We start from the raw sequence: 17,664 nt of genomic DNA on the forward strand, positions 1-17,664 counted from the left end.
GAGCCATGATCAAACTCTTCAATTTAAGTTTGATGCTCGTGAATTAAACTTCGTAATGAATTACGTATGTTCACTCAGAGACTTGGTATTCATTTATTGTCCGAAGACATTAAGAATCCATGTCACTTTGAGTGCCCACACAGATTGTCTGATAAATTGTTAAAGAGCAGTGCAACGCGGCTTTCGCTCACCGTTGCGAGGTGGCGTATATTACGCTTTCCTCTTTCAGAGTCAACCCGTTATTTCAGGATTTTTTCTCTTCAACCGACCCGGTTGTTTGTGAAGTGATTCACATGTTCCGTGTCGATGGAGGCGCATTATAGGGAGCCGCCGAGGAATGACAAGCGGAAATATGCATTTTTATTTCGACCGCTCACCTTTTCACCAAAAAGGCTATTTTTGGTGCTTTTTAATCTCTTCAGGCAGGTCTGCAAGACTATTAATTACCCAATCTGCCGCATTCTCTGCTTCTGGCGTCACTGGCTTACCGGTGCGAACTAATATTTTGGTCCCCACACCCGCAGCCGCAGCTGCCTGCATATCTTCCAGCTTATCGCCCACCATATAAGAGGCTGCCATATCAATGTGCAGGAATTCCTGCGCAGAGATGAACATCCCCGGATGCGGTTTACGGCAATCACAGGTCTGGCGATACTCTTCAACCGTTCCCTGCGGGTGATGCGGACAATAATAGATACCGTCGAGATCCACACCGCGGTCGGCCAGCGACCAGTCCATCCATTCCGTCAGCGTCTCGAACTGCGCTTCGGTAAATTTACCGCGTGCAATACCGGACTGGTTCGTCACAACCACCAGCGCATAACCTCTCTCTTTCAGCTGGCGCATGGCATCTATTGCGCCCTCGATAAACTCGAACTCATCAATCTCATGGACGTAACCATGATCCACATTAATAGTGCCATCACGATCGAGAAAAATTGCGGGTACTGATTTTGCCACCGGTTTGCTCCTGAAAAAGGCATGTTCGACTAGTATCTCATGAATCGCAGCGCAATAAAGTGCTCATCGCACAGAGTTGGATTGATTTAGACGTCTGGATGCCTTAACATCCGTTTTGTTTACGGTCATCCCCCGTATCTGGCAGAACAAAATGCCACGGCTAACTTACATACGATAAAAATAATCTAATGATTAAACTTTCCAATATCACCAAAGTGTTCCAGCAGGGGAACCGAACCATTCAGGCGTTGCACAATGTCAGCCTGCATGTTCCTGCTGGTCAAATTTATGGCGTCATTGGCGCATCGGGTGCAGGTAAAAGTACGCTGATCCGTTGTGTTAACCTGCTTGAGCGTCCAACCCAGGGCAGCGTTGAAGTTGGCGGGCAAGAGCTTACCGCCCTCTCAGAAAAAGAACTCACCAAAGCGCGTCGTCAGATTGGCATGATCTTCCAGCACTTCAACCTGCTGGCTTCCCGCACCGTTTTCGGTAACGTCGCATTGCCGCTGGAGCTGGACAACACGCCTAAAGAAGAAGTGAAGCGTCGCGTCACCGAACTGCTCGACCTCGTGGGTCTGGGCGATAAACATGATAGCTATCCGGCGAACCTGTCCGGTGGGCAGAAACAGCGTGTGGCCATTGCCCGCGCGCTGGCAAGTAATCCTAAGGTACTGCTGTGCGATGAAGCGACCAGCGCACTGGACCCGGCGACCACGCGTTCGATTCTGGAACTGCTGAAAGATATTAATCGTCGCCTGGGCCTGACGATCCTCCTTATTACGCACGAGATGGACGTGGTGAAACGCATCTGTGACTGCGTGGCGGTCATCAGTAACGGTGAACTGATCGAGCAGGACACGGTAAGTGAAGTGTTCTCGCATCCGAAAACCCCGCTGGCGCAGCAGTTTATTCAGTCCACGCTGCATCTGGATATTCCGGAAGATTATCTGGAACGCCTGAAAACAGAAGCAGCAGCAGACAGTGTCCCAATGCTGCGTATGGAGTTCACCGGTCAGTCCGTTGACGCCCCGCTGCTTTCCGAAACAGCCCGTCGCTTTAACGTAAACAACAACATCATTAGCGCGCAGATGGATTACGCCGGTGGCGTGAAGTTCGGCATCATGCTGACGGAAATGCACGGCACACAAGAAGAAACCCAGGCGGCAATTGCCTGGCTGCAAGAACACCATGTAAAAGTAGAGGTACTGGGTTATGTCTGAGCCGATGATGTGGCTGCTGGTTCGCGGCGTTTGGGAAACGCTGGCAATGACCTTTGTATCGGGCTTCTTTGGTTTTGTGATTGGTCTGCCGGTCGGCGTCCTGCTGTACGTGACGCGTCCGGGTCAAATCATTGAGAACGCGAAGCTGTATCGCACCCTCTCTGCGCTGGTGAATATCTTCCGTTCAATCCCGTTCATTATTCTGCTGGTGTGGATGATTCCGTTTACCCGCGTGATCGTCGGGACGTCTATCGGTCTGCAGGCGGCCATCGTTCCGCTAACCGTAGGTGCAGCGCCGTTTATCGCCCGTATGGTGGAAAACGCCCTGCTGGAGATCCCAACCGGTCTTATCGAAGCCTCTCGCGCAATGGGCGCGACACCGATGCAGATCGTACGCAAAGTGCTGCTGCCTGAAGCGTTGCCTGGCCTGGTGAACGCAGCGACCATTACGCTCATTACGCTGGTCGGTTATTCCGCGATGGGTGGCGCAGTGGGTGCTGGCGGTTTAGGCCAGATCGGCTATCAATATGGCTATATTGGTTATAACGCTACCGTAATGAATACCGTTCTGGTATTGCTGGTTGTGCTGGTTTACTTAATCCAATTCTCTGGCGATCGCATCGTCCGGGCTGTTACTCACAAATAACGTTACACACAACACAAACTCGACGAGTTAAGGATAAAACATGGCGTTCAAATTAAAGACCTTTGCAGCGGTAGGCGCGCTGATCGGCTCTCTGGCACTGGTGGGTTGCGGTCAGGACGAAAAAGATCCAAACCACATTAAAGTGGGCGTTATCGTGGGTGCTGAGCAGCAGGTTGCTGAAGTTGCTCAGAAAGTGGCGAAAGAGAAATATGGTCTGGACGTTGAACTGGTGACCTTCAACGATTACGTGCTGCCGAACGAAGCGCTGAGCAAAGGCGATATCGACGCCAACGCCTTCCAGCACAAACCATACCTGGATCAGCAGATCAAAGATCGCGGCTACAAGCTGGTTGCGGCCGGTAACACCTTCGTTTACCCGATTGCTGGTTACTCGAAAAAAATCAAATCGCTTGATGAACTGCAGCCAGGCTCCCAGGTCGCGATCCCTAACGACCCAACAAACCTCGGTCGCTCCCTGCTGCTGCTGCAGAAAGTGGGCCTGATTAAACTGAAAGACGGCGTGGGGTTGCTGCCGACTGCACTGGACGTTATCGAGAATCCGAAAAATCTGAAACTGGTTGAGCTGGAAGCACCACAGTTGCCGCGTTCACTGGACGATGCACAGATCGCGCTGGCGGTGATCAACACCACTTACGCCAGCCAGATTGGCCTGACGCCAGCCAAAGACGGTATCTTCGTTGAAGATAAAGACTCCCCATACGTCAACCTGATCGTGACTCGCGAAGACAACAAAGACGCGGAAAACGTGAAGAAATTTGTTCAGGCTTATCAGTCTGACGAAGTTTACCAGGAAGCCAACAAGGTGTTTAACGGCGGTGCTGTTAAAGGCTGGTAATCTCCTCTCAGTGTAATATCATCAGGACGGGCTTATGCCCGTCTTGTCATTTATACAGGCAACTGATTCAATATCCGTTGTTTTGATTATCCATTGAGGAACTATTATGCGTGCTTTACCGATCTGTCTCTTAGCACTCATGCTGAGCGGCTGTTCTATGCTAAGCAGATCTCCTGTTGAACCTGTTCAAAGCACAGCAACCCCGCCAAAAGCGGAGCCAGCAAAACCGAAAGCGCCTCGCCCTGCACCGGTACGCATTATCACTAAAGCCGACGATCTCGTGGGCAAGCCATTCCGTGAACTGGGTGAAGTGAGCGGTGAATCCTGCCAGGCAACTAATCAGGACTCTCCTCCAAACATTCCAACGGCCCGCAAGCGTATGCAGATTAACGCGTCCAAAATGAAAGCCAACGCGGTGCTGCTGCACAGCTGTGAAGTGACCAGCGGTACGCCAGGATGTTATCGTCAGGCTGTTTGTATCGGTTCTGCGCTGAACATCACGGCGAAATGAGTGCATTTCAGTTTGAGCAAATAGGCGTTATCCACTCTCCTTATAAAGAGAAATTCGCCGTACCGCGCCAGCCCGGTCTGGTCACACGGGGCGGCGGCGAGCTTCATTTGATCGCGCCTTACAATCAGGCCGATGCGGTACGCGGGCTCGACGCCTTCAGCCACCTGTGGGTTGTTTTTGTGTTTCACCAGACCATGGAAGGTGGCTGGCGCCCAACGGTGCGTCCTCCCCGTTTGGGAGGAAATGCCAGAATGGGCGTTTTCGCCACCCGTTCGACCTTTCGCCCCAACCCTATCGGCATGTCGCTGGTTGAACTGAAAGGTATACACTGTCAGAAGGATCGGGTGATACTCGAGTTAGGCAGCCTTGACCTGGTGGATGGCACGCCGGTTATCGACATCAAGCCGTATTTGCCTTTCGCTGAAGCGCTACCGGACGCCCGGGCAAGTTATGCTCAGGACGCCCCACAGGCCGATATGCCGGTACACTTTACGCCTGAGCTCACCGTCCAGATACATCAGCTCGAGAAGCGTTATCCCCATCTTCGGGACTTTATCGTTGAAGTGCTGGCGCAGGACCCTCGTCCCGCCTACCGTAAAGAAGAGGAAGCCGGTAAAACCTATGCCGTCTGGCTGCTGGATTTTAACGTGCGCTGGCGCGTTACCGGGGCAGGTTTTGAAGTGTTTGCCCTGGAACCCAGGTAATTTTAACCTCCTCTCTTTTGGCATCTTTGCCACACTGGTAAACTAAACCACTTTTTTTGTGTCAGGTTGGCCTTTCCGCCAGCCCTACTCGTCGAAACGGAACCGTAACAACATGCGTACTAGCCAATATCTGCTCTCCACGTTAAAGGAGACACCTGCCGACGCCGAAGTGATCAGCCATCAGCTGATGCTGCGCGCCGGGATGATCCGCAAGCTGGCCTCCGGGTTATACACCTGGCTGCCGACCGGCGTGCGCGTCCTGAAAAAAGTCGAAAACATCGTGCGTGAAGAGATGAACAACGCCGGTGCTATCGAGGTGTTAATGCCGGTCGTTCAGCCCTCTGAACTCTGGCAGGAGAGCGGTCGCTGGGAGCAGTACGGTCCGGAACTGCTGCGTATTGCCGATCGCGGCGATCGTCCATTTGTCCTCGGCCCAACGCATGAAGAGGTCATTACCGATCTGATCCGTAATGAGCTGAGCTCATACAAACAGCTGCCGCTGAACTTCTTCCAGATCCAGACCAAATTCCGTGACGAAGTACGTCCACGCTTTGGCGTCATGCGCTCTCGCGAATTCCTGATGAAGGATGCCTACTCTTTCCATACCTCTCAGGAATCCCTGCAAGAGACGTACGACGCCATGTACGCGGCATACAGCAAAATCTTCTCCCGCATGGGACTGGATTTCCGTGCTGTGCAGGCTGATACCGGTTCTATTGGCGGTAGCGCATCCCATGAGTTCCAGGTACTGGCGCAGAGCGGTGAAGACGATGTGATCTTCTCTGACTCTTCAGACTACGCGGCGAACATCGAATTTGCAGAGGCGCTGGCACCAAAAGAACCACGTGCTGCTGCAACGCAAGAGATGACGCTGGTTGATACGCCAAACGCGAAAACCATCGCCGAGCTGGTTGAGCAGTTCAACCTGCCGATCGAAAAAACCGTTAAGACCCTGCTGGTGAAATCCACCGAAGGTAGCGCATACCCGCTGGTTGCCCTGCTGGTCCGTGGCGATCACGAGCTGAACGAAGTGAAAGCCGAGAAGCTGCCGCAGGTTGCCAGCCCGCTGACCTTCGCCACGGAAGCGGAAATCCGCGCCGTGGTGAATGCGGGCCCAGGTTCACTGGGTCCAGTCAATCTGCCGGTTCCGGTTGTTATTGACCGCACGGTTGCCGCGATGAGCGACTTCTCCGCCGGTGCGAACATCGACGGTAAGCACTACTTCGGCATCAACTGGGATCGCGACGTAGCGACGCCAGAAGTGGCTGACATCCGTAACGTGGTCGCAGGCGATCCAAGCCCGGACGGCCAGGGTACGCTGATGATCAAACGCGGTATTGAAGTGGGTCATATCTTCCAGCTGGGCGATAAATACTCCCGCGCGATGAACGCTGCCGTTCAGGGCGAAGATGGCCGTAACCAGGTTCTGACAATGGGCTGCTACGGTATCGGGGTCACGCGCGTTGTTGCTGCTGCTATCGAGCAAAACTACGACGAGCGCGGCATCGTTTGGCCGGACAACATCGCGCCGTTCCAGGTTGCGATTCTGCCAATGAACATGCATAAGTCTTACCGCGTGCAGGAACTGGCGGAAAAACTTTACGCTGAGCTGCGCGCCAAGGGCATCGACGTGCTGATGGATGACCGTAAAGAGCGTCCTGGCGTGATGTTTGCTGATATGGAACTGATCGGTATTCCGCACACCGTTGTCATCGGCGACCGTAACCTCGACAGCGACGAGATTGAATACAAATACCGTCGCAGCGGCGAGAAGCAGATGATCAAGACTGGCGACATTCTTGATTACCTGGTGAAAGCCATTAAAGGTTAAGAAACAAAAAACCCCGCTCCGGCGGGGTTTTTTAATGGCGCTACGTCAGCTTATTTGCTGTTACAGTCTTTGCCCGCAATAAACTTCGCGTCTTTATCCGCCACCAGCATTTTCACCATCTCTCCGCTGTCCGGGTTTGGCTCCAGCGTAAAGTGACCGTCCACCGTTAGCAATACCGGCTTGCTGTCGTTGCCGCGCGCCACGGCGTAATCACGCTCCAGCTGCGCATTGTTTGCCACGCTGACCTTCTTGCCGGTTGCGCAGTCGGTAAAGATCGCCGCATCCGCCATATAGAAGTACATCCCCCGCATTGCCATCGGTGTGGCAGGCAGGGCCGCTTTTACCGGCGCCAGCGTGTAGTTGAACTGAGACTCAATAGGATTGCCTTCACGGTCAAGCATCTCCATGCTTTCACCTTTAGGGCGGAACCAGGTTTTCTCACCGGTCGTATCCGTCAGGACCAGCTTCTCCGCCGTACGTGCCCAGGTTCCGTAAGTCGCAAACGAAGAAGGCTCTTTCGCACCCTGATAGCGCTGGTTCATTACCCAGGTACCGTCTTTTTGCAGGAACAGGGACGTTTCAATGCCCTCGCAGTCCGCACAAGGCAATACGCCACGCCAGCTCTGCTGCATCGGCTTTAATTCTTCGGTTTGCGTAGGCTGTAATACCTGCGTTTCCGAACGGTTATTACACCCAAAAAGCGCAAACAGCGTACTCACTGCAAGCGCTGACCATAATGCTTTTTTCACAATGAATTCCTTATGAAAAGTGTGTTCCCTTTCGTCACTCTGTAGGGCGACGAACTTTACCGCGTAGTGCTTTCACTGTGGATTTCTGCGCCTTTGACGACAGCCGGCGCTCTTTCGATGCACGTGTGGGCCGCGTTGCCCGGCGGCTTTTCTGCACTGTCGTTAATTCTTTAATCATTGCCACCAGCCTCGCAATCGCCGCTTCCCGGTTTAACTCCTGGCTGCGGTACTCCTGCGCTTTAATCACAATGACGCCATCGCTGGTGATCAGATGATGGCTGGCGGCAAGCAGACTTTCTTTATAATACTCTGGCAGGCTGGAGGCCCGAATGTCAAAGCGCAAATGGATAGCCGTTGAGGCCTTATTAACGTGCTGACCGCCCGCGCCCTGCGCCCGGATGGCAGCGATCTCCAGCTCGTTATCCGGAATGCTGACGTTTCGGGACAAAACAATCATGGCGCCGATTGCCATGCCGTTAAATGGATTTCCAGATTATTCTGAGAATCAGAAAGCCAGATCGCACCGTCCTGAATCGTCGCCTGCAGGACCATCGTTCGGCCAGCAAACTCGCTCAGCTGCGCCAGCTGCTCATCGTCCAGATACCAGACGGTGAGATTTTTAAACTGTCCGCACTTGCTCTTGTTTTGCTGCCACCAGATCTCCGCAGCGCGTTGATTATACGCGAATAACGCCACCTCCGCGGACTGGGTGCACGCCTTTTTAATCCTGCGCTCATCCGGCAGGCCAAGCTCAATCCACAAATCGATACCGAGATGATCGTTGCGCAGCCAGGCTTCGGGTTCATCTTCCGCACTCAGACCACGCGTAAATTGCAAACGCTCGTCGGCGTATTTTATCCACGCCAGCAGGCGCAGCATCATGCGTTCCTGGGTTTCAGAGGGGTGACGCGCCAGCGTCAATGACGCATCAAGGAACTGGTTGCGGTCAAGATCCGCCACATTGACCACAGCTTTATAAATTGTCGCTTTCAGCGCCATCAGAGAACTCCTTTCGATTCAGGCGGACATTGTAGCGAAAACCGGAGCAAAACGCTGTTACGAGGTGATGAATAGTGCGCTATCAAGGCGCTGATATTGCTTAAATGAGTATGGTATAGTCACCTTGCTAAACCGAGTTTATCTTCGTAGGCTTAATGATATCTCACAGTAAGTCAGTGCGCTGGCGGGAGGGGATGTGAATAATTATTGTGAGTTAATTCGCAAACGGTATGCGGAAATCGCCAGCGGCGATCTGGGGTATGTCCCGGACGCGTTGGGCTGTGTATTGAAGGTGCTTAATGAAGTGGCCTCTGATGAGAGCCTTTCAGAGTCGGTCAGGGAAAAAGCAGCGTATGCTGCGGCGAATTTACTGGTGAGCGATTATGTCGATGAATGATACTTATCAACCCATCAATTGTGATGACTATGACAACCTCGAACTCGCCTGCCAGCATCATTTAATACTGACGCTGGAGCTAAAAGATGGCGAAGTGTTGAAGGCGAAAGCCAGCGATTTGGTTTCACGTAAGAATGTGGAATATCTGATAGTGGAAGATGCCGGCGCGACGCGCGAGCTTCGTCTGGACAAAATTGCCAGCTTCAGCCACCCGGAAATCGGTACCGTTGTGGTAAGCGAATCCTGATGACACTCACGGGCAGCCAGGCTGCCCGTTACGCATTCCACTCAAACGAAACGCCCTTTTCTGCCCACCCTTCTTCAGTGATAAACACGCCCGCAGCGGCAATAAGCGTCTCACCATAAAACAGCAGCGGCGTGGTATCGCGCAGCCAGGGCGGCACATTGTTCTCCTGCCAGATTTTCTTCAATTTTCGTCCACCATTACGCCCGACGATATGCAGCAAACCACCGGCTTTAAAACGCACCGTAACGGGCTCATCCGCTTCTGGCAGACGCACGTGACCGGCATTCGTCAGGGATACGCTACCCGCGCCAGCGGGTAATGTCAGTGCTTCCACCACGCAGGGCCAGTCGAGAACAACATCAGAAAGAGAAGAACGGGATTTAACCCACCACAGTTTGCCCTGATAGCGCCTGACCTCGAAGCCGTTCAGGTAAACGCTCGGAGTGGCATCTTCTCGCGCCTGCGCCACTTCATCCCATATTCTGCCGAGCATTGCTCGCGACGGCATGACGGCATGATGAGAGGCCAACCAGCGGCGTAAAACGGCAGCACGGCGTACCGCACTCATCGCTTCCAGCGGCGCAATTGCCAGCGCACCCTCAGAGGAAATCAGCCCGGCCAACTCTTCACTCAGCAACTCATCCAGCAGGCTCTCCTGCTCGGCACAGAGCGTGGCGCTCCTGGCCGTCGCTGCAGCAAAGTGCTCCCAGCGTTCGGTCAGTAACGGTAAGACGCGCAGACGCAGGAAGTTACGATCGTAGCTGTCGTCCTGATTGCTTTCGTCCTCAATCCAGCTCAGCTGATATTCATGTGCCCAGGATTCAAGAGAAGCACGTGTTTCACCCAGCAGCGGGCGGATTAATTCCGTTCCGGCAAAACGCGCGCGCTCAGGCATGGCGGATAACCCCGCCGGGCCACTGCCCCGCTTAAGCGCAAGTAAAAAAGTTTCGCACTGATCGTCAAGATGCTGCGCCGTAACGAGTGCTTCACCGGGACGTAAGGCGCGAGCAAAAGCGGCATAGCGGGCCTTGCGCGCCTGCGCCTCAATGCCCAGCCCTTCCTCGTGGAGAATCACGCGTTCGACCCTCAACGGAATGCTCCACGCCTCACAGAGGGCTTCACAGTGCGCCACCCATGCATCAGCATGAGGACTTAACCCGTGATGGATATGCATCGCCCGGAGCTGGACGTCAGGCACCTGGTCACGCCAGAGCTTAAGGCGATGGAGCAAAACGGTAGAATCCAGCCCACCGCTAAACCCCACCAGCAGCTGGCGGTACGGTGAAACGGCGTGTGCGATAGCGGGTAAGGTCATAGGAAATTACACATAAAAAATGCCCGGACTAAGCGGGCATTATCACACATGACGACGATTACTGCTGGTAAAGCTCCAGCGGCAGGCCATCCGGGTCGCTGAAAAAGGTAAAACGCTTGTCGGTGAACGGATCGACGCGTATCGCTTCGCACATCACGCCGTGAGATTCCAGATGCTTGACCGCGCTATTAAGATCGTCAACGCTAAAGGCCAGATGGCGCAGGCCGCAGGCTTCCGGGCGGGACGGACGAGCAGGCGGAAAAGGAAATGAGAACAGCTCAATCACATACTGCCCGTTTAACGCCAGATCGCCCTTCCAGGAGTCGCGCTCTTCGCGGTAGGCCTCGCTCATGAGCGTAAAGCCCAGGATGTCGCAGTAGAAGGACTTACTTTTCGCGTAATCGGTCGCAATGATCGCAATATGATGAACCGCTTTTAAACCCAGCATAGCTTCTCCTTTTTATGATGCCTGAACGTTACAACCGAAAACCCGCACCTTGCAAGCGGTCACCTTTATTTTAGGACTCGCACCCAGTACACGCCCTGCTCGTCGCGCTTCGCACCGTGGATATCGGTCTCAAAGCCCGGATAATGGCGTCCGACAGAGCAGAGCATCAACAGGAAATCGAGCACTGCCCGGCTCTCTTCGGCGATCATCTCTCCAGGCATTAAAAGCGGAACACCCGGCGGATAAGGCAGGATCATGTTGGCCGACACCCGCCCGACCAAATTTTCCAGCTCGATGGTTTCCACCTCGCCTTTCACCTGCCGCTGCCACGCTTTGTGTGGCGTGAGTTTCATCTCCGGCAGGACATCAAACGCCTGCAGCATCAGGCGCGGCAGGTCGTGCTGGCGGATCAGTTTGTGGATCCCCTGGGCCAGATCCTGAATACGCATATTGCGATAGAAGTCAGGATCCTCCGCGTAGAGATCCGGCAGCATGTTCTTCACCCGCAGGTTGAGATCGTAGGCGCGCTTAAACTCCATCAGGCCGCGCAACAGCCCCATCGCGCGGGTTTTGTCGATCCCGATGCTGAACAGGAACAGCAGGTTATACGGCCCGGTTTTCTCCACCACCACGCCGCGCTCGTCCAGGAACTTCGCCACCAGCGCGGCGGGGATCCCTTCATCACCCATAATGCCCTGCTCGTCCATGCCCGGCGTCAGGATCGTTACTTTTACCGGGTCGAGGAACATATGGTCGCTATCGGCATCCCGGAAGCCATGCCACTCTTCGCCGGGCGAGACGGGCCAGCACTCCGCCTCATCAATCTCTTCCGGCTGCCAGATATCAAAGAACCAGCCGTCGGCTTCCTCTTTCAGCCGCTGAACCTCTTTGCGGAAATGCAGCGCGCGCTCCACCGAACGGTTGATGAGACGTTTTCCCGGATTGCCGCGCAGCATCGCCGCGGCCGTTTCAATGGAGGCCACCAGCGGATAGCTCGGCGAGGTGGTGGTGTGCATCATAAAGGCTTCGTTAAACGTATCTTCGTCGTACTCGCCTTTGATATGAATTAACGAAGCCTGCGAAAACGCCGCCAGCATTTTGTGCGTCGACTGCGTTTCGAAGAATACTTTACCCGGCACGCGCTCGCCGCTCATGCCGCTTTTACCCGCGTATATCGGGTGGAAGTTGGTGTACGGTACCCACGCGGAATCGAAGTGGATTGACGGCACGTCCAGCGTCTTTTTGATCCAGTTGGTGTTGTACAGCAGGCCGTCATAGGTCGAGTTGGTGATCACCGCATGCACGGGCCAGCTCGCGCCAGGAATTGCCGCGACCTTGCTTTCAATGGCTTCATGCGTGAACTCCCGGCGCGGAATGCCGCCAAGTATACCGAGCGCGTTACGCGTGGGTGACAGCCAGAGCGGTACGACGTCGCTCATCATCAGCAGGTGAGCCAGCGACTTATGGCAGTTACGGTCAATCAGCAGGGTGCTGCCCGCCGGCGCGGCGTACATCCCGACGATTTTGTTCGAGGTCGAGGTGCCGTTGGTCACCATATAGCTCTGCTCGGCCCCAAAGGTGCGGGCGATATACTCTTCGGCTTCCAGATGCGGGCCGGTGTGATCCAGCAGAGAGCCTAATTCGGTGACTGAAATCGACACGTCCGCTTTCAGCGCGTTGCCACCAAAGAAATCATAGAACAGGCAGCCCACCGGGCTTTTTTGGTAGGCCGTCCCCGCCATATGGCCCGGCGTACAGAAGGTATATTTCCCCTCCTTCACGTAGGTGAAGAGCGCCCGGGTAAACGGTGGCGTAATGTTATCGAGATATTCATTCGTGTATTGCTGAATTCGGGTCGCAATATCGTCCGCCACGCCGAGGGAATATTCAAAGAACCACAGCGCCATACGCATATCATTGGCGCTGACGTCCATGGTGGAGTGGGTATTAATAAACGCGTACAGCGGGAGGTATTCGTTCAGCTTGTTGATGTCGCTGCACAGTTCGAGATCATATTCGTCCCAGTCGAAGATCACGCCGCAGATACGCGGGTTATGCTCGATGAACTTCAGCAGGTCGGCGCTGTTGTGCGGCCAGATTAGCTGATACCCGCGCGACTGCAGGGCTTGCTCCAGCTCCTTAATCGGCTCATCTTTATAAAAGACGCCGTGTGGCCCCATAATGGCAATGATATTCATGGGCTTCCTCCTTAAAAACATTAGCTAAGCATAGCCCGGCTAAACCGCAGGTATAAAAAAAGCCGCAACAGTGTGCGGCTTTTCAGATAATTGTGAAGCTTACGCGTAGCCGTAGGTCATCAGACGCTGGTAACGGCGGTTGAGCAGATCGTCTTTGCTCAGCACGTCCAGATCCGCCAGATCGGCCAGCAGCTGCGCTTTCAGAGAAGCTGCCATCACTTCCGGCTTACGATGCGCACCACCCAGCGGTTCCGGGATGATGGAATCGATCAGCTTAAGCTCTTTCAGGCGTGGCGCAATGATGCCCATTGCTTCTGCAGCCAGCGGCGCTTTGTCGGCGCTTTTCCACAGAATGGACGCGCAGCCTTCCGGGGAGATAACGGAATAGGTGCTGTACTGCAGCATATTCACTTTATCGCCCACGCCAATCGCCAGCGCACCGCCGGAACCACCCTCGCCGATAACGGTACAGATGACCGGCACCTTCAGACGAGACATCTCGCGCAGGTTGCGCGCGATGGCTTCAGACTGACCGCGCTCTTCCGCGCCCACGCCTGGGTATGCACCCGGGGTATCGATGAAGGTGATGATTGGCATGTTGAAACGCTCAGCCATCTCCATCAGACGCAGGGCTTTGCGGTAGCCTTCTGGGGCTGGCATACCAAAGTTACGACGGATTTTTTCTTTGGTTTCACGGCCTTTCTGATGACCAATGATCATCACCGGGCGTCCGTCCAGACGCGCGATACCGCCAACGATAGCTTTATCGTCTGCGTATGCGCGATCGCCTGCCAGTTCGTCAAATTCGTCAAACGCCAGGCGGACATAATCCAGGGTGTACGGACGCTGTGGATGGCGAGCCAGCTGGGCCACCTGCCATGCGCCGAGATCGGCAAAGATTTTGCGCGTCAGCTCTACGCTTTTCTCGCGCAGACGATGCACTTCTTCGTCGATGTTAATATCCAGTTTTTCATCCTGACGGCTTACCGCTGTCAGAGAATCGATTTTCGCTTCCAGCTCTGCAATCGGCTGTTCGAAATCAAGGAAATTCAGACTCATAGTATTCCTGTATTAGTCAAACTCCAGTTCCACCTGCTCCGAACCAATGAGGCCACGGAGATCGTTCAGTAAACGATCGCTCGGAGAGACACGCCACGTTGCACCAAAGCGCAACCGCGCGCGTGCATCCGCCCTCTGATAGTAGAGATGTACTGGAATTGTCCCCGAGCGGTGGGGTTCCAGAGACTGACGGAGTCGGTTTAAAAGCTGGTCATCAATTTGCCTGTCCGTCAGCGAGATAGCAAGCCCGCGAGCATATTTTTCCCGGGCTTCGTCAATGTCCATCACTTCGCGGGCGGTCATTTTAAGCCCCCCACTGAAGTCATCAAAGCTGACCTGTCCGCTGACGATAAGTATGCGGTCTTTTTCCAGCAATTGCTGGTATTTATCCAGCGCGTCGGTGAACAACATCACCTCCAGACGCCCGGAACGGTCATCCAGCGTACAGATGCCGATACGATTGCCGCGCTTGGTGACCATAACCCTTGCAGCAATCACGAGCCCCGCAGCCGTGGTGATTTTACCACGATCTGTCGGATGCATGTCTTTTAGCCTGTGGCCGCCGACATAGCGCTCAATTTCTTTGATGTACTGGTTGATCGGGTGCCCCGTCAGGTACAAGCCTAACGTTTCACGCTCCCCATCCAGTACGACCTGTTCTGGCCACGGCTGGCAGTTGGAATACGACTGCTCAATCTGCTCCGGCTCTTCCGCCAGCACGCCGAACATATCCGCCTGGCCAATGGCTTCCGCTTTCGCGTGCTGATCCGCCGCTTTTAGCGCATCACCCAGCGAGTTCATCAGCGCGGCGCGGTGCGGCCCCAGCCGGTCAAACGCGCCGGACATGATCAGTTTTTCCAGCACGCGGCGGTTCAGTTTCTTGGTATCGGTGCGGGCGCATAGATCGAACAGCTCGCGGAAATAGCCGCCGTTGTTGCGCGCTTCGATGATCGCCTCGATCGGCCCCTCGCCTACGCCCTTGATCGCGCCGATCCCGTAAACGATCTCCCCGTCGTCGTTGACGTGGAAATGGTAGAGCCCCGAGTTGATATCCGGCGGCAGGATCTTAAGCCCCATGCGCCAGCACTCGTCTACCAGGCCCACCACCTTCTCGGTGTTGTCCATATCGGCCGTCATTACCGCCGCCATAAATTCAGCGGGATAGTGCGCTTTGAGCCACAGCGTTTGGTACGACACCAAAGCATAGGCGGCGGAGTGGGATTTGTTAAATCCGTACCCGGCGAATTTCTCCACCAGGTCGAAAATTTTCATCGCCAGTTCGCCATCAACACCATTTTTTTTCGCGCCTTCTTCGAAAGTGCCTCGCTGCTTGGCCATCTCTTCCGGCTTTTTCTTACCCATCGCACGACGCAGCATGTCCGCGCCGCCGAGGGTATAGCCGGAAAGCACCTGGGCGATCTGCATAACCTGTTCCTGGTACAGGATGATGCCGTAGGTGGGCTCCAGCACCGGCTTCAGGCTTTCGTGCTGCCACTGAACGTCCGGGTAGGAAATCTCTTCGCGCCCGTGCTTACGGTCGATAAAGTTATCTACCATCCCTGACTGCAGCGGGCCCGGACGGAACAGGGCCACCAGTGCGATCATATCTTCGAAGCAGTCGGGCTGCAGGCGCTTAATCAAGTCTTTCATGCCACGCGATTCAAGCTGGAAGACGGCGGTGGTCTCCGAGCGCTGCAGCATGTCGAAACTTTTCTTGTCATCCAGCGGGATGGCCGCGATATCCAACGGCGGCTCGCCGTTCTTCTCGCGGCGGGCGTTGATCATCTCCAGCGCCCAGTTAATGATGGTCAACGTACGCAGACCAAGGAAGTCGAACTTCACCAGCCCGGCGTATTCTACGTCGTTCTTATCGAACTGGGTAACCGGGTGCTGACCCGCTTCGTCGCAGTAGAGCGGCGCAAAGTCGGTAATTTTGGTCGGGGCGATAACCACGCCCCCCGCATGCTTACCGGCGTTACGCGTGACGCCTTCCAGCTTGCGCGCCATGTCGATCAGCGCTTTGACTTCTTCGTCCGCTTCGTAGATTTCCGGCAGCTGCGGTTCGGCCTCAAAGGCTTTTGCCAGCGTCATGCCCGGATCGGGCGGCACCAGTTTAGAGATGCGATCGACAAACCCGTACGGGTGGCCCAGCACGCGGCCCACGTCACGGATAACCGCTTTCGCCGCCATCGTACCGAAGGTAATGATCTGCGATACCGCATCACGGCCGTACATATCGGCCACGTGCTCAATCACCTGGTCACGTTTCTCCATGCAGAAGTCGACGTCGAAGTCGGGCATCGAGACACGTTCCGGGTTGAGGAAACGTTCGAACAGCAGGTCAAACTCCAGCGGATCGAGGTCGGTAATTTTCAGCGCATAGGCCACAAGCGATCCTGCACCGGAGCCACGCCCCGGCCCGACCGGCACGCCGTTATCCTTCGACCACTGGATAAACTCCATAACGATCAGGAAGTAGCCGGGGAAGCCCATCTGGTTGATCACCTGGAGTTCAATATCGAGACGCTCATCGTACGGTGGCCGCTTCTCTTTGCGAACGGCCTCATCCGGGAACAGGAATTCCAGACGCTCTTCCAGACCTTCCTTCGATTTTACGACCAGGAAATCTTCCGTGGTCATATCCCCTGTCGGGAACTGCGGCAGGAAGTATTCGCCGAGACGCACGGTGACGTTACAGCGTTTTGCTATTTCAACACTGTTTTCCAGCGCTTCCGGGATGTCCGAGAAGAGCTCACACATCTCCTCTTCGTTGCGCATGTACTGCTGAGAGGAGTAGTTACGCGGGCGTTTAGGATCGTCGAGGGTGAAGCCGTCGTGGATCGCCACACGAATTTCATGTGCGTCAAAATCGCCCGCTTCAAGGAAACGGACATCGTTAGTGGCGACCACAGGCAAACCGCGCTCTTCAGCAAGCGCCACGGCGGCATGCAGATAGCTCTCTTCGTCCGCACGCCCGGTGCGGATCAGCTCGAGATAGTAGCGATCCGGGAAATACTCTTCGTAGAACGAGACGCACTGATCCACCAGCGCGCTATTGCCACGCAGCAGACACTTGCCGACATCGCCCATGCGGCCGCCGGAAATCAGCAGCAGGCCTTCGTTAAGCTCTGCCAGCCAGTCGCGGTCGATCCACGGCCCCAGCGCACCATATCCACGCTGATAGGCTTTAGAAATAAGCAGGGTAAGGTTCTGATAACCGGTGTTGTTCATCGCCAACACGGAGATCTGCGTCATTTCATCGCCGAGCAGCTCGCTCTGGACATGAAAATCCGCGCCAACAATTGGCTTTAACCCGGCGCCATGCGCGGTTCCGTAGAACTTCACCAGGCCGCACAGGTTGGTAAAATCGGTGATCGCCAGCGCGGGCATGCCAAGCGCGGCCGCCTTTTTTACCAGCGGTCCGGTTTTTGCCAGCCCATCGATCATGGAGTAGTCGCTATGCACCCGCAGGTGTACGAAACGTGGTTCAGCCATCTTCAGATTCCGCGTTACTTAATTGCTTG

The 17,664-nt window shown here is 54.9% G+C and carries 17 protein-coding genes; 8 read left to right on the forward strand and 9 right to left on the reverse strand.

Features of this window, described 5'->3' with window-relative positions:
* Positions 1–393 precede the first annotated feature (393 nt).
* Entirely contained in the window at positions 394–960 is a 567-nt protein-coding gene (gene gmhB, locus KK102_RS15675; RefSeq protein ID WP_042713778.1) for a D-glycero-beta-D-manno-heptose 1,7-bisphosphate 7-phosphatase, read from the reverse strand.
* Between the two features lie 188 nt (positions 961–1,148).
* Between gmhB and metN the strand changes: the two genes are divergently transcribed.
* The 6 genes from metN to proS all read left to right on the forward strand — a co-directional run bounded on the left by metN (position 1,149) and on the right by proS (position 6,728).
* Positions 1,149–2,180 carry a methionine ABC transporter ATP-binding protein MetN gene (gene metN, locus KK102_RS15680; protein WP_216357977.1) on the forward strand — a complete coding sequence of 344 codons (1,032 nt, stop codon included), beginning with the start codon at positions 1,149–1,151 and terminating at the stop codon, positions 2,178–2,180.
* Positions 2,173–2,826, forward strand: a complete 654-nt coding sequence (locus tag KK102_RS15685) for a methionine ABC transporter permease MetI (RefSeq protein WP_003856130.1) — start codon at positions 2,173–2,175, stop codon at positions 2,824–2,826. Before metN ends, KK102_RS15685 begins: the two co-directional genes overlap by 8 nt.
* Before the next feature lie 40 nt (positions 2,827–2,866).
* On the forward strand, positions 2,867–3,682 hold the full coding sequence (gene metQ, locus KK102_RS15690; protein ID WP_126545035.1) for a methionine ABC transporter substrate-binding lipoprotein MetQ: 816 nt from the start codon (positions 2,867–2,869) through the stop codon (positions 3,680–3,682).
* 106 nt (positions 3,683–3,788) lie between these two features.
* Positions 3,789–4,193 (forward strand): Rcs stress response system protein RcsF, encoded by a 405-nt coding sequence (gene rcsF, locus KK102_RS15695; RefSeq protein ID WP_010426664.1) that lies wholly within the window; start codon positions 3,789–3,791, stop codon positions 4,191–4,193.
* Positions 4,190–4,897: a tRNA (N6-threonylcarbamoyladenosine(37)-N6)-methyltransferase TrmO gene (gene tsaA, locus KK102_RS15700; protein WP_126545036.1), complete on the forward strand. Its 708-nt coding sequence runs from the start codon at positions 4,190–4,192 to the stop codon at positions 4,895–4,897. The genes rcsF and tsaA overlap by 4 nt, the downstream gene beginning before the upstream one ends.
* A gap of 112 nt (positions 4,898–5,009) precedes the next feature.
* Positions 5,010–6,728, forward strand: coding sequence for a proline--tRNA ligase (gene proS / locus KK102_RS15705; protein WP_126545037.1), 1,719 nt, complete (start codon positions 5,010–5,012; stop codon positions 6,726–6,728).
* Between the two features lie 50 nt (positions 6,729–6,778).
* Here the strand turns inward: proS and nlpE are convergent, their stop codons facing one another.
* The 3 genes from nlpE to KK102_RS15720 are packed head-to-tail and all read right to left on the reverse strand — an operon-like array spanning position 6,779 to position 8,476.
* Positions 6,779–7,477, reverse strand: a complete 699-nt coding sequence (gene nlpE, locus KK102_RS15710) for an envelope stress response activation lipoprotein NlpE (protein WP_126545038.1) — start codon at positions 7,475–7,477, stop codon at positions 6,779–6,781.
* A gap of 34 nt (positions 7,478–7,511) precedes the next feature.
* Complete coding sequence (arfB, locus tag KK102_RS15715; protein WP_126545039.1) at positions 7,512–7,934, reverse strand: alternative ribosome rescue aminoacyl-tRNA hydrolase ArfB; 423 nt, start codon at positions 7,932–7,934, stop codon at positions 7,512–7,514.
* Positions 7,931–8,476: a YaeQ family protein gene (locus KK102_RS15720; protein ID WP_216357978.1), complete on the reverse strand. Its 546-nt coding sequence runs from the start codon at positions 8,474–8,476 to the stop codon at positions 7,931–7,933. The genes arfB and KK102_RS15720 overlap by 4 nt, the downstream gene beginning before the upstream one ends.
* A 196-nt stretch (positions 8,477–8,672) precedes the next feature.
* Between KK102_RS15720 and KK102_RS15725 the strand changes: the two genes are divergently transcribed.
* Positions 8,673–8,873 carry a YaeP family protein gene (locus KK102_RS15725; RefSeq protein WP_008501889.1) on the forward strand — a complete coding sequence of 67 codons (201 nt, stop codon included), beginning with the start codon at positions 8,673–8,675 and terminating at the stop codon, positions 8,871–8,873.
* Positions 8,860–9,120, forward strand: a complete 261-nt coding sequence (rof, locus tag KK102_RS15730; protein ID WP_010426685.1) for a Rho-binding antiterminator — start codon at positions 8,860–8,862, stop codon at positions 9,118–9,120. Before KK102_RS15725 ends, rof begins: the two co-directional genes overlap by 14 nt.
* Positions 9,121–9,148: 28 nt before the next feature.
* On the opposite strand, the gene tilS is transcribed toward rof, so the two are convergent.
* The 5 genes from tilS to dnaE all read right to left on the reverse strand — a co-directional run bounded on the left by tilS (position 9,149) and on the right by dnaE (position 17,635).
* The gene (gene tilS / locus KK102_RS15735) at positions 9,149–10,435 is read right to left on the reverse strand and encodes a tRNA lysidine(34) synthetase TilS (RefSeq protein WP_216357979.1); all 1,287 of its coding nucleotides are present in this window, start codon (positions 10,433–10,435) and stop codon (positions 9,149–9,151) included.
* A gap of 58 nt (positions 10,436–10,493) precedes the next feature.
* Positions 10,494–10,883: a VOC family protein gene (locus KK102_RS15740; protein WP_126545042.1), complete on the reverse strand. Its 390-nt coding sequence runs from the start codon at positions 10,881–10,883 to the stop codon at positions 10,494–10,496.
* Between the two features lie 65 nt (positions 10,884–10,948).
* Positions 10,949–13,081: a lysine decarboxylase LdcC gene (locus tag KK102_RS15745; RefSeq protein ID WP_216357980.1), complete on the reverse strand. Its 2,133-nt coding sequence runs from the start codon at positions 13,079–13,081 to the stop codon at positions 10,949–10,951.
* 99 nt (positions 13,082–13,180) lie between these two features.
* Complete coding sequence (accA, locus tag KK102_RS15750; protein WP_023310466.1) at positions 13,181–14,140, reverse strand: acetyl-CoA carboxylase carboxyl transferase subunit alpha; 960 nt, start codon at positions 14,138–14,140, stop codon at positions 13,181–13,183.
* Positions 14,141–14,152: 12 nt separating this feature from the next.
* Positions 14,153–17,635, reverse strand: coding sequence for a DNA polymerase III subunit alpha (gene dnaE / locus KK102_RS15755; RefSeq protein ID WP_216357981.1), 3,483 nt, complete (start codon positions 17,633–17,635; stop codon positions 14,153–14,155).
* Between the last annotated feature and the right edge of the window lie 29 nt (positions 17,636–17,664).

Origin of the sequence: Enterobacter quasimori, assembly GCF_018597345.1 — a bacterium.
Taxonomy (GTDB): Bacteria; Pseudomonadota; Gammaproteobacteria; order Enterobacterales; family Enterobacteriaceae; genus Enterobacter; species Enterobacter mori.

Bases quoted from the DNA above. Each gene is read 5' to 3' on its own strand.
- metN (WP_216357977.1), top strand. From the start codon at position 1,149: ATGATTAAACTTTCCAATATCACCAAAGTGTTCCAGCAGGGGAACCGA.
- KK102_RS15720 (WP_216357978.1), bottom strand. From the start codon at position 8,476: ATGGCGCTGAAAGCGACAATTTATAAAGCTGTGGTCAATGTGGCGGAT.
- tilS (WP_216357979.1), bottom strand. From the start codon at position 10,435: ATGACCTTACCCGCTATCGCACACGCCGTTTCACCGTACCGCCAGCTG.
- KK102_RS15745 (WP_216357980.1), bottom strand. From the start codon at position 13,081: ATGAATATCATTGCCATTATGGGGCCACACGGCGTCTTTTATAAAGAT.
- KK102_RS15685 (WP_003856130.1), top strand. From the start codon at position 2,173: ATGTCTGAGCCGATGATGTGGCTGCTGGTTCGCGGCGTTTGGGAAACG.
- proS (WP_126545037.1), top strand. From the start codon at position 5,010: ATGCGTACTAGCCAATATCTGCTCTCCACGTTAAAGGAGACACCTGCC.
- KK102_RS15740 (WP_126545042.1), bottom strand. From the start codon at position 10,883: ATGCTGGGTTTAAAAGCGGTTCATCATATTGCGATCATTGCGACCGAT.
- rof (WP_010426685.1), top strand. From the start codon at position 8,860: ATGTCGATGAATGATACTTATCAACCCATCAATTGTGATGACTATGAC.
- rcsF (WP_010426664.1), top strand. From the start codon at position 3,789: ATGCGTGCTTTACCGATCTGTCTCTTAGCACTCATGCTGAGCGGCTGT.
- metQ (WP_126545035.1), top strand. From the start codon at position 2,867: ATGGCGTTCAAATTAAAGACCTTTGCAGCGGTAGGCGCGCTGATCGGC.
- tsaA (WP_126545036.1), top strand. From the start codon at position 4,190: ATGAGTGCATTTCAGTTTGAGCAAATAGGCGTTATCCACTCTCCTTAT.
- dnaE (WP_216357981.1), bottom strand. From the start codon at position 17,635: ATGGCTGAACCACGTTTCGTACACCTGCGGGTGCATAGCGACTACTCC.
- accA (WP_023310466.1), bottom strand. From the start codon at position 14,140: ATGAGTCTGAATTTCCTTGATTTCGAACAGCCGATTGCAGAGCTGGAA.
- arfB (WP_126545039.1), bottom strand. From the start codon at position 7,934: ATGATTGTTTTGTCCCGAAACGTCAGCATTCCGGATAACGAGCTGGAG.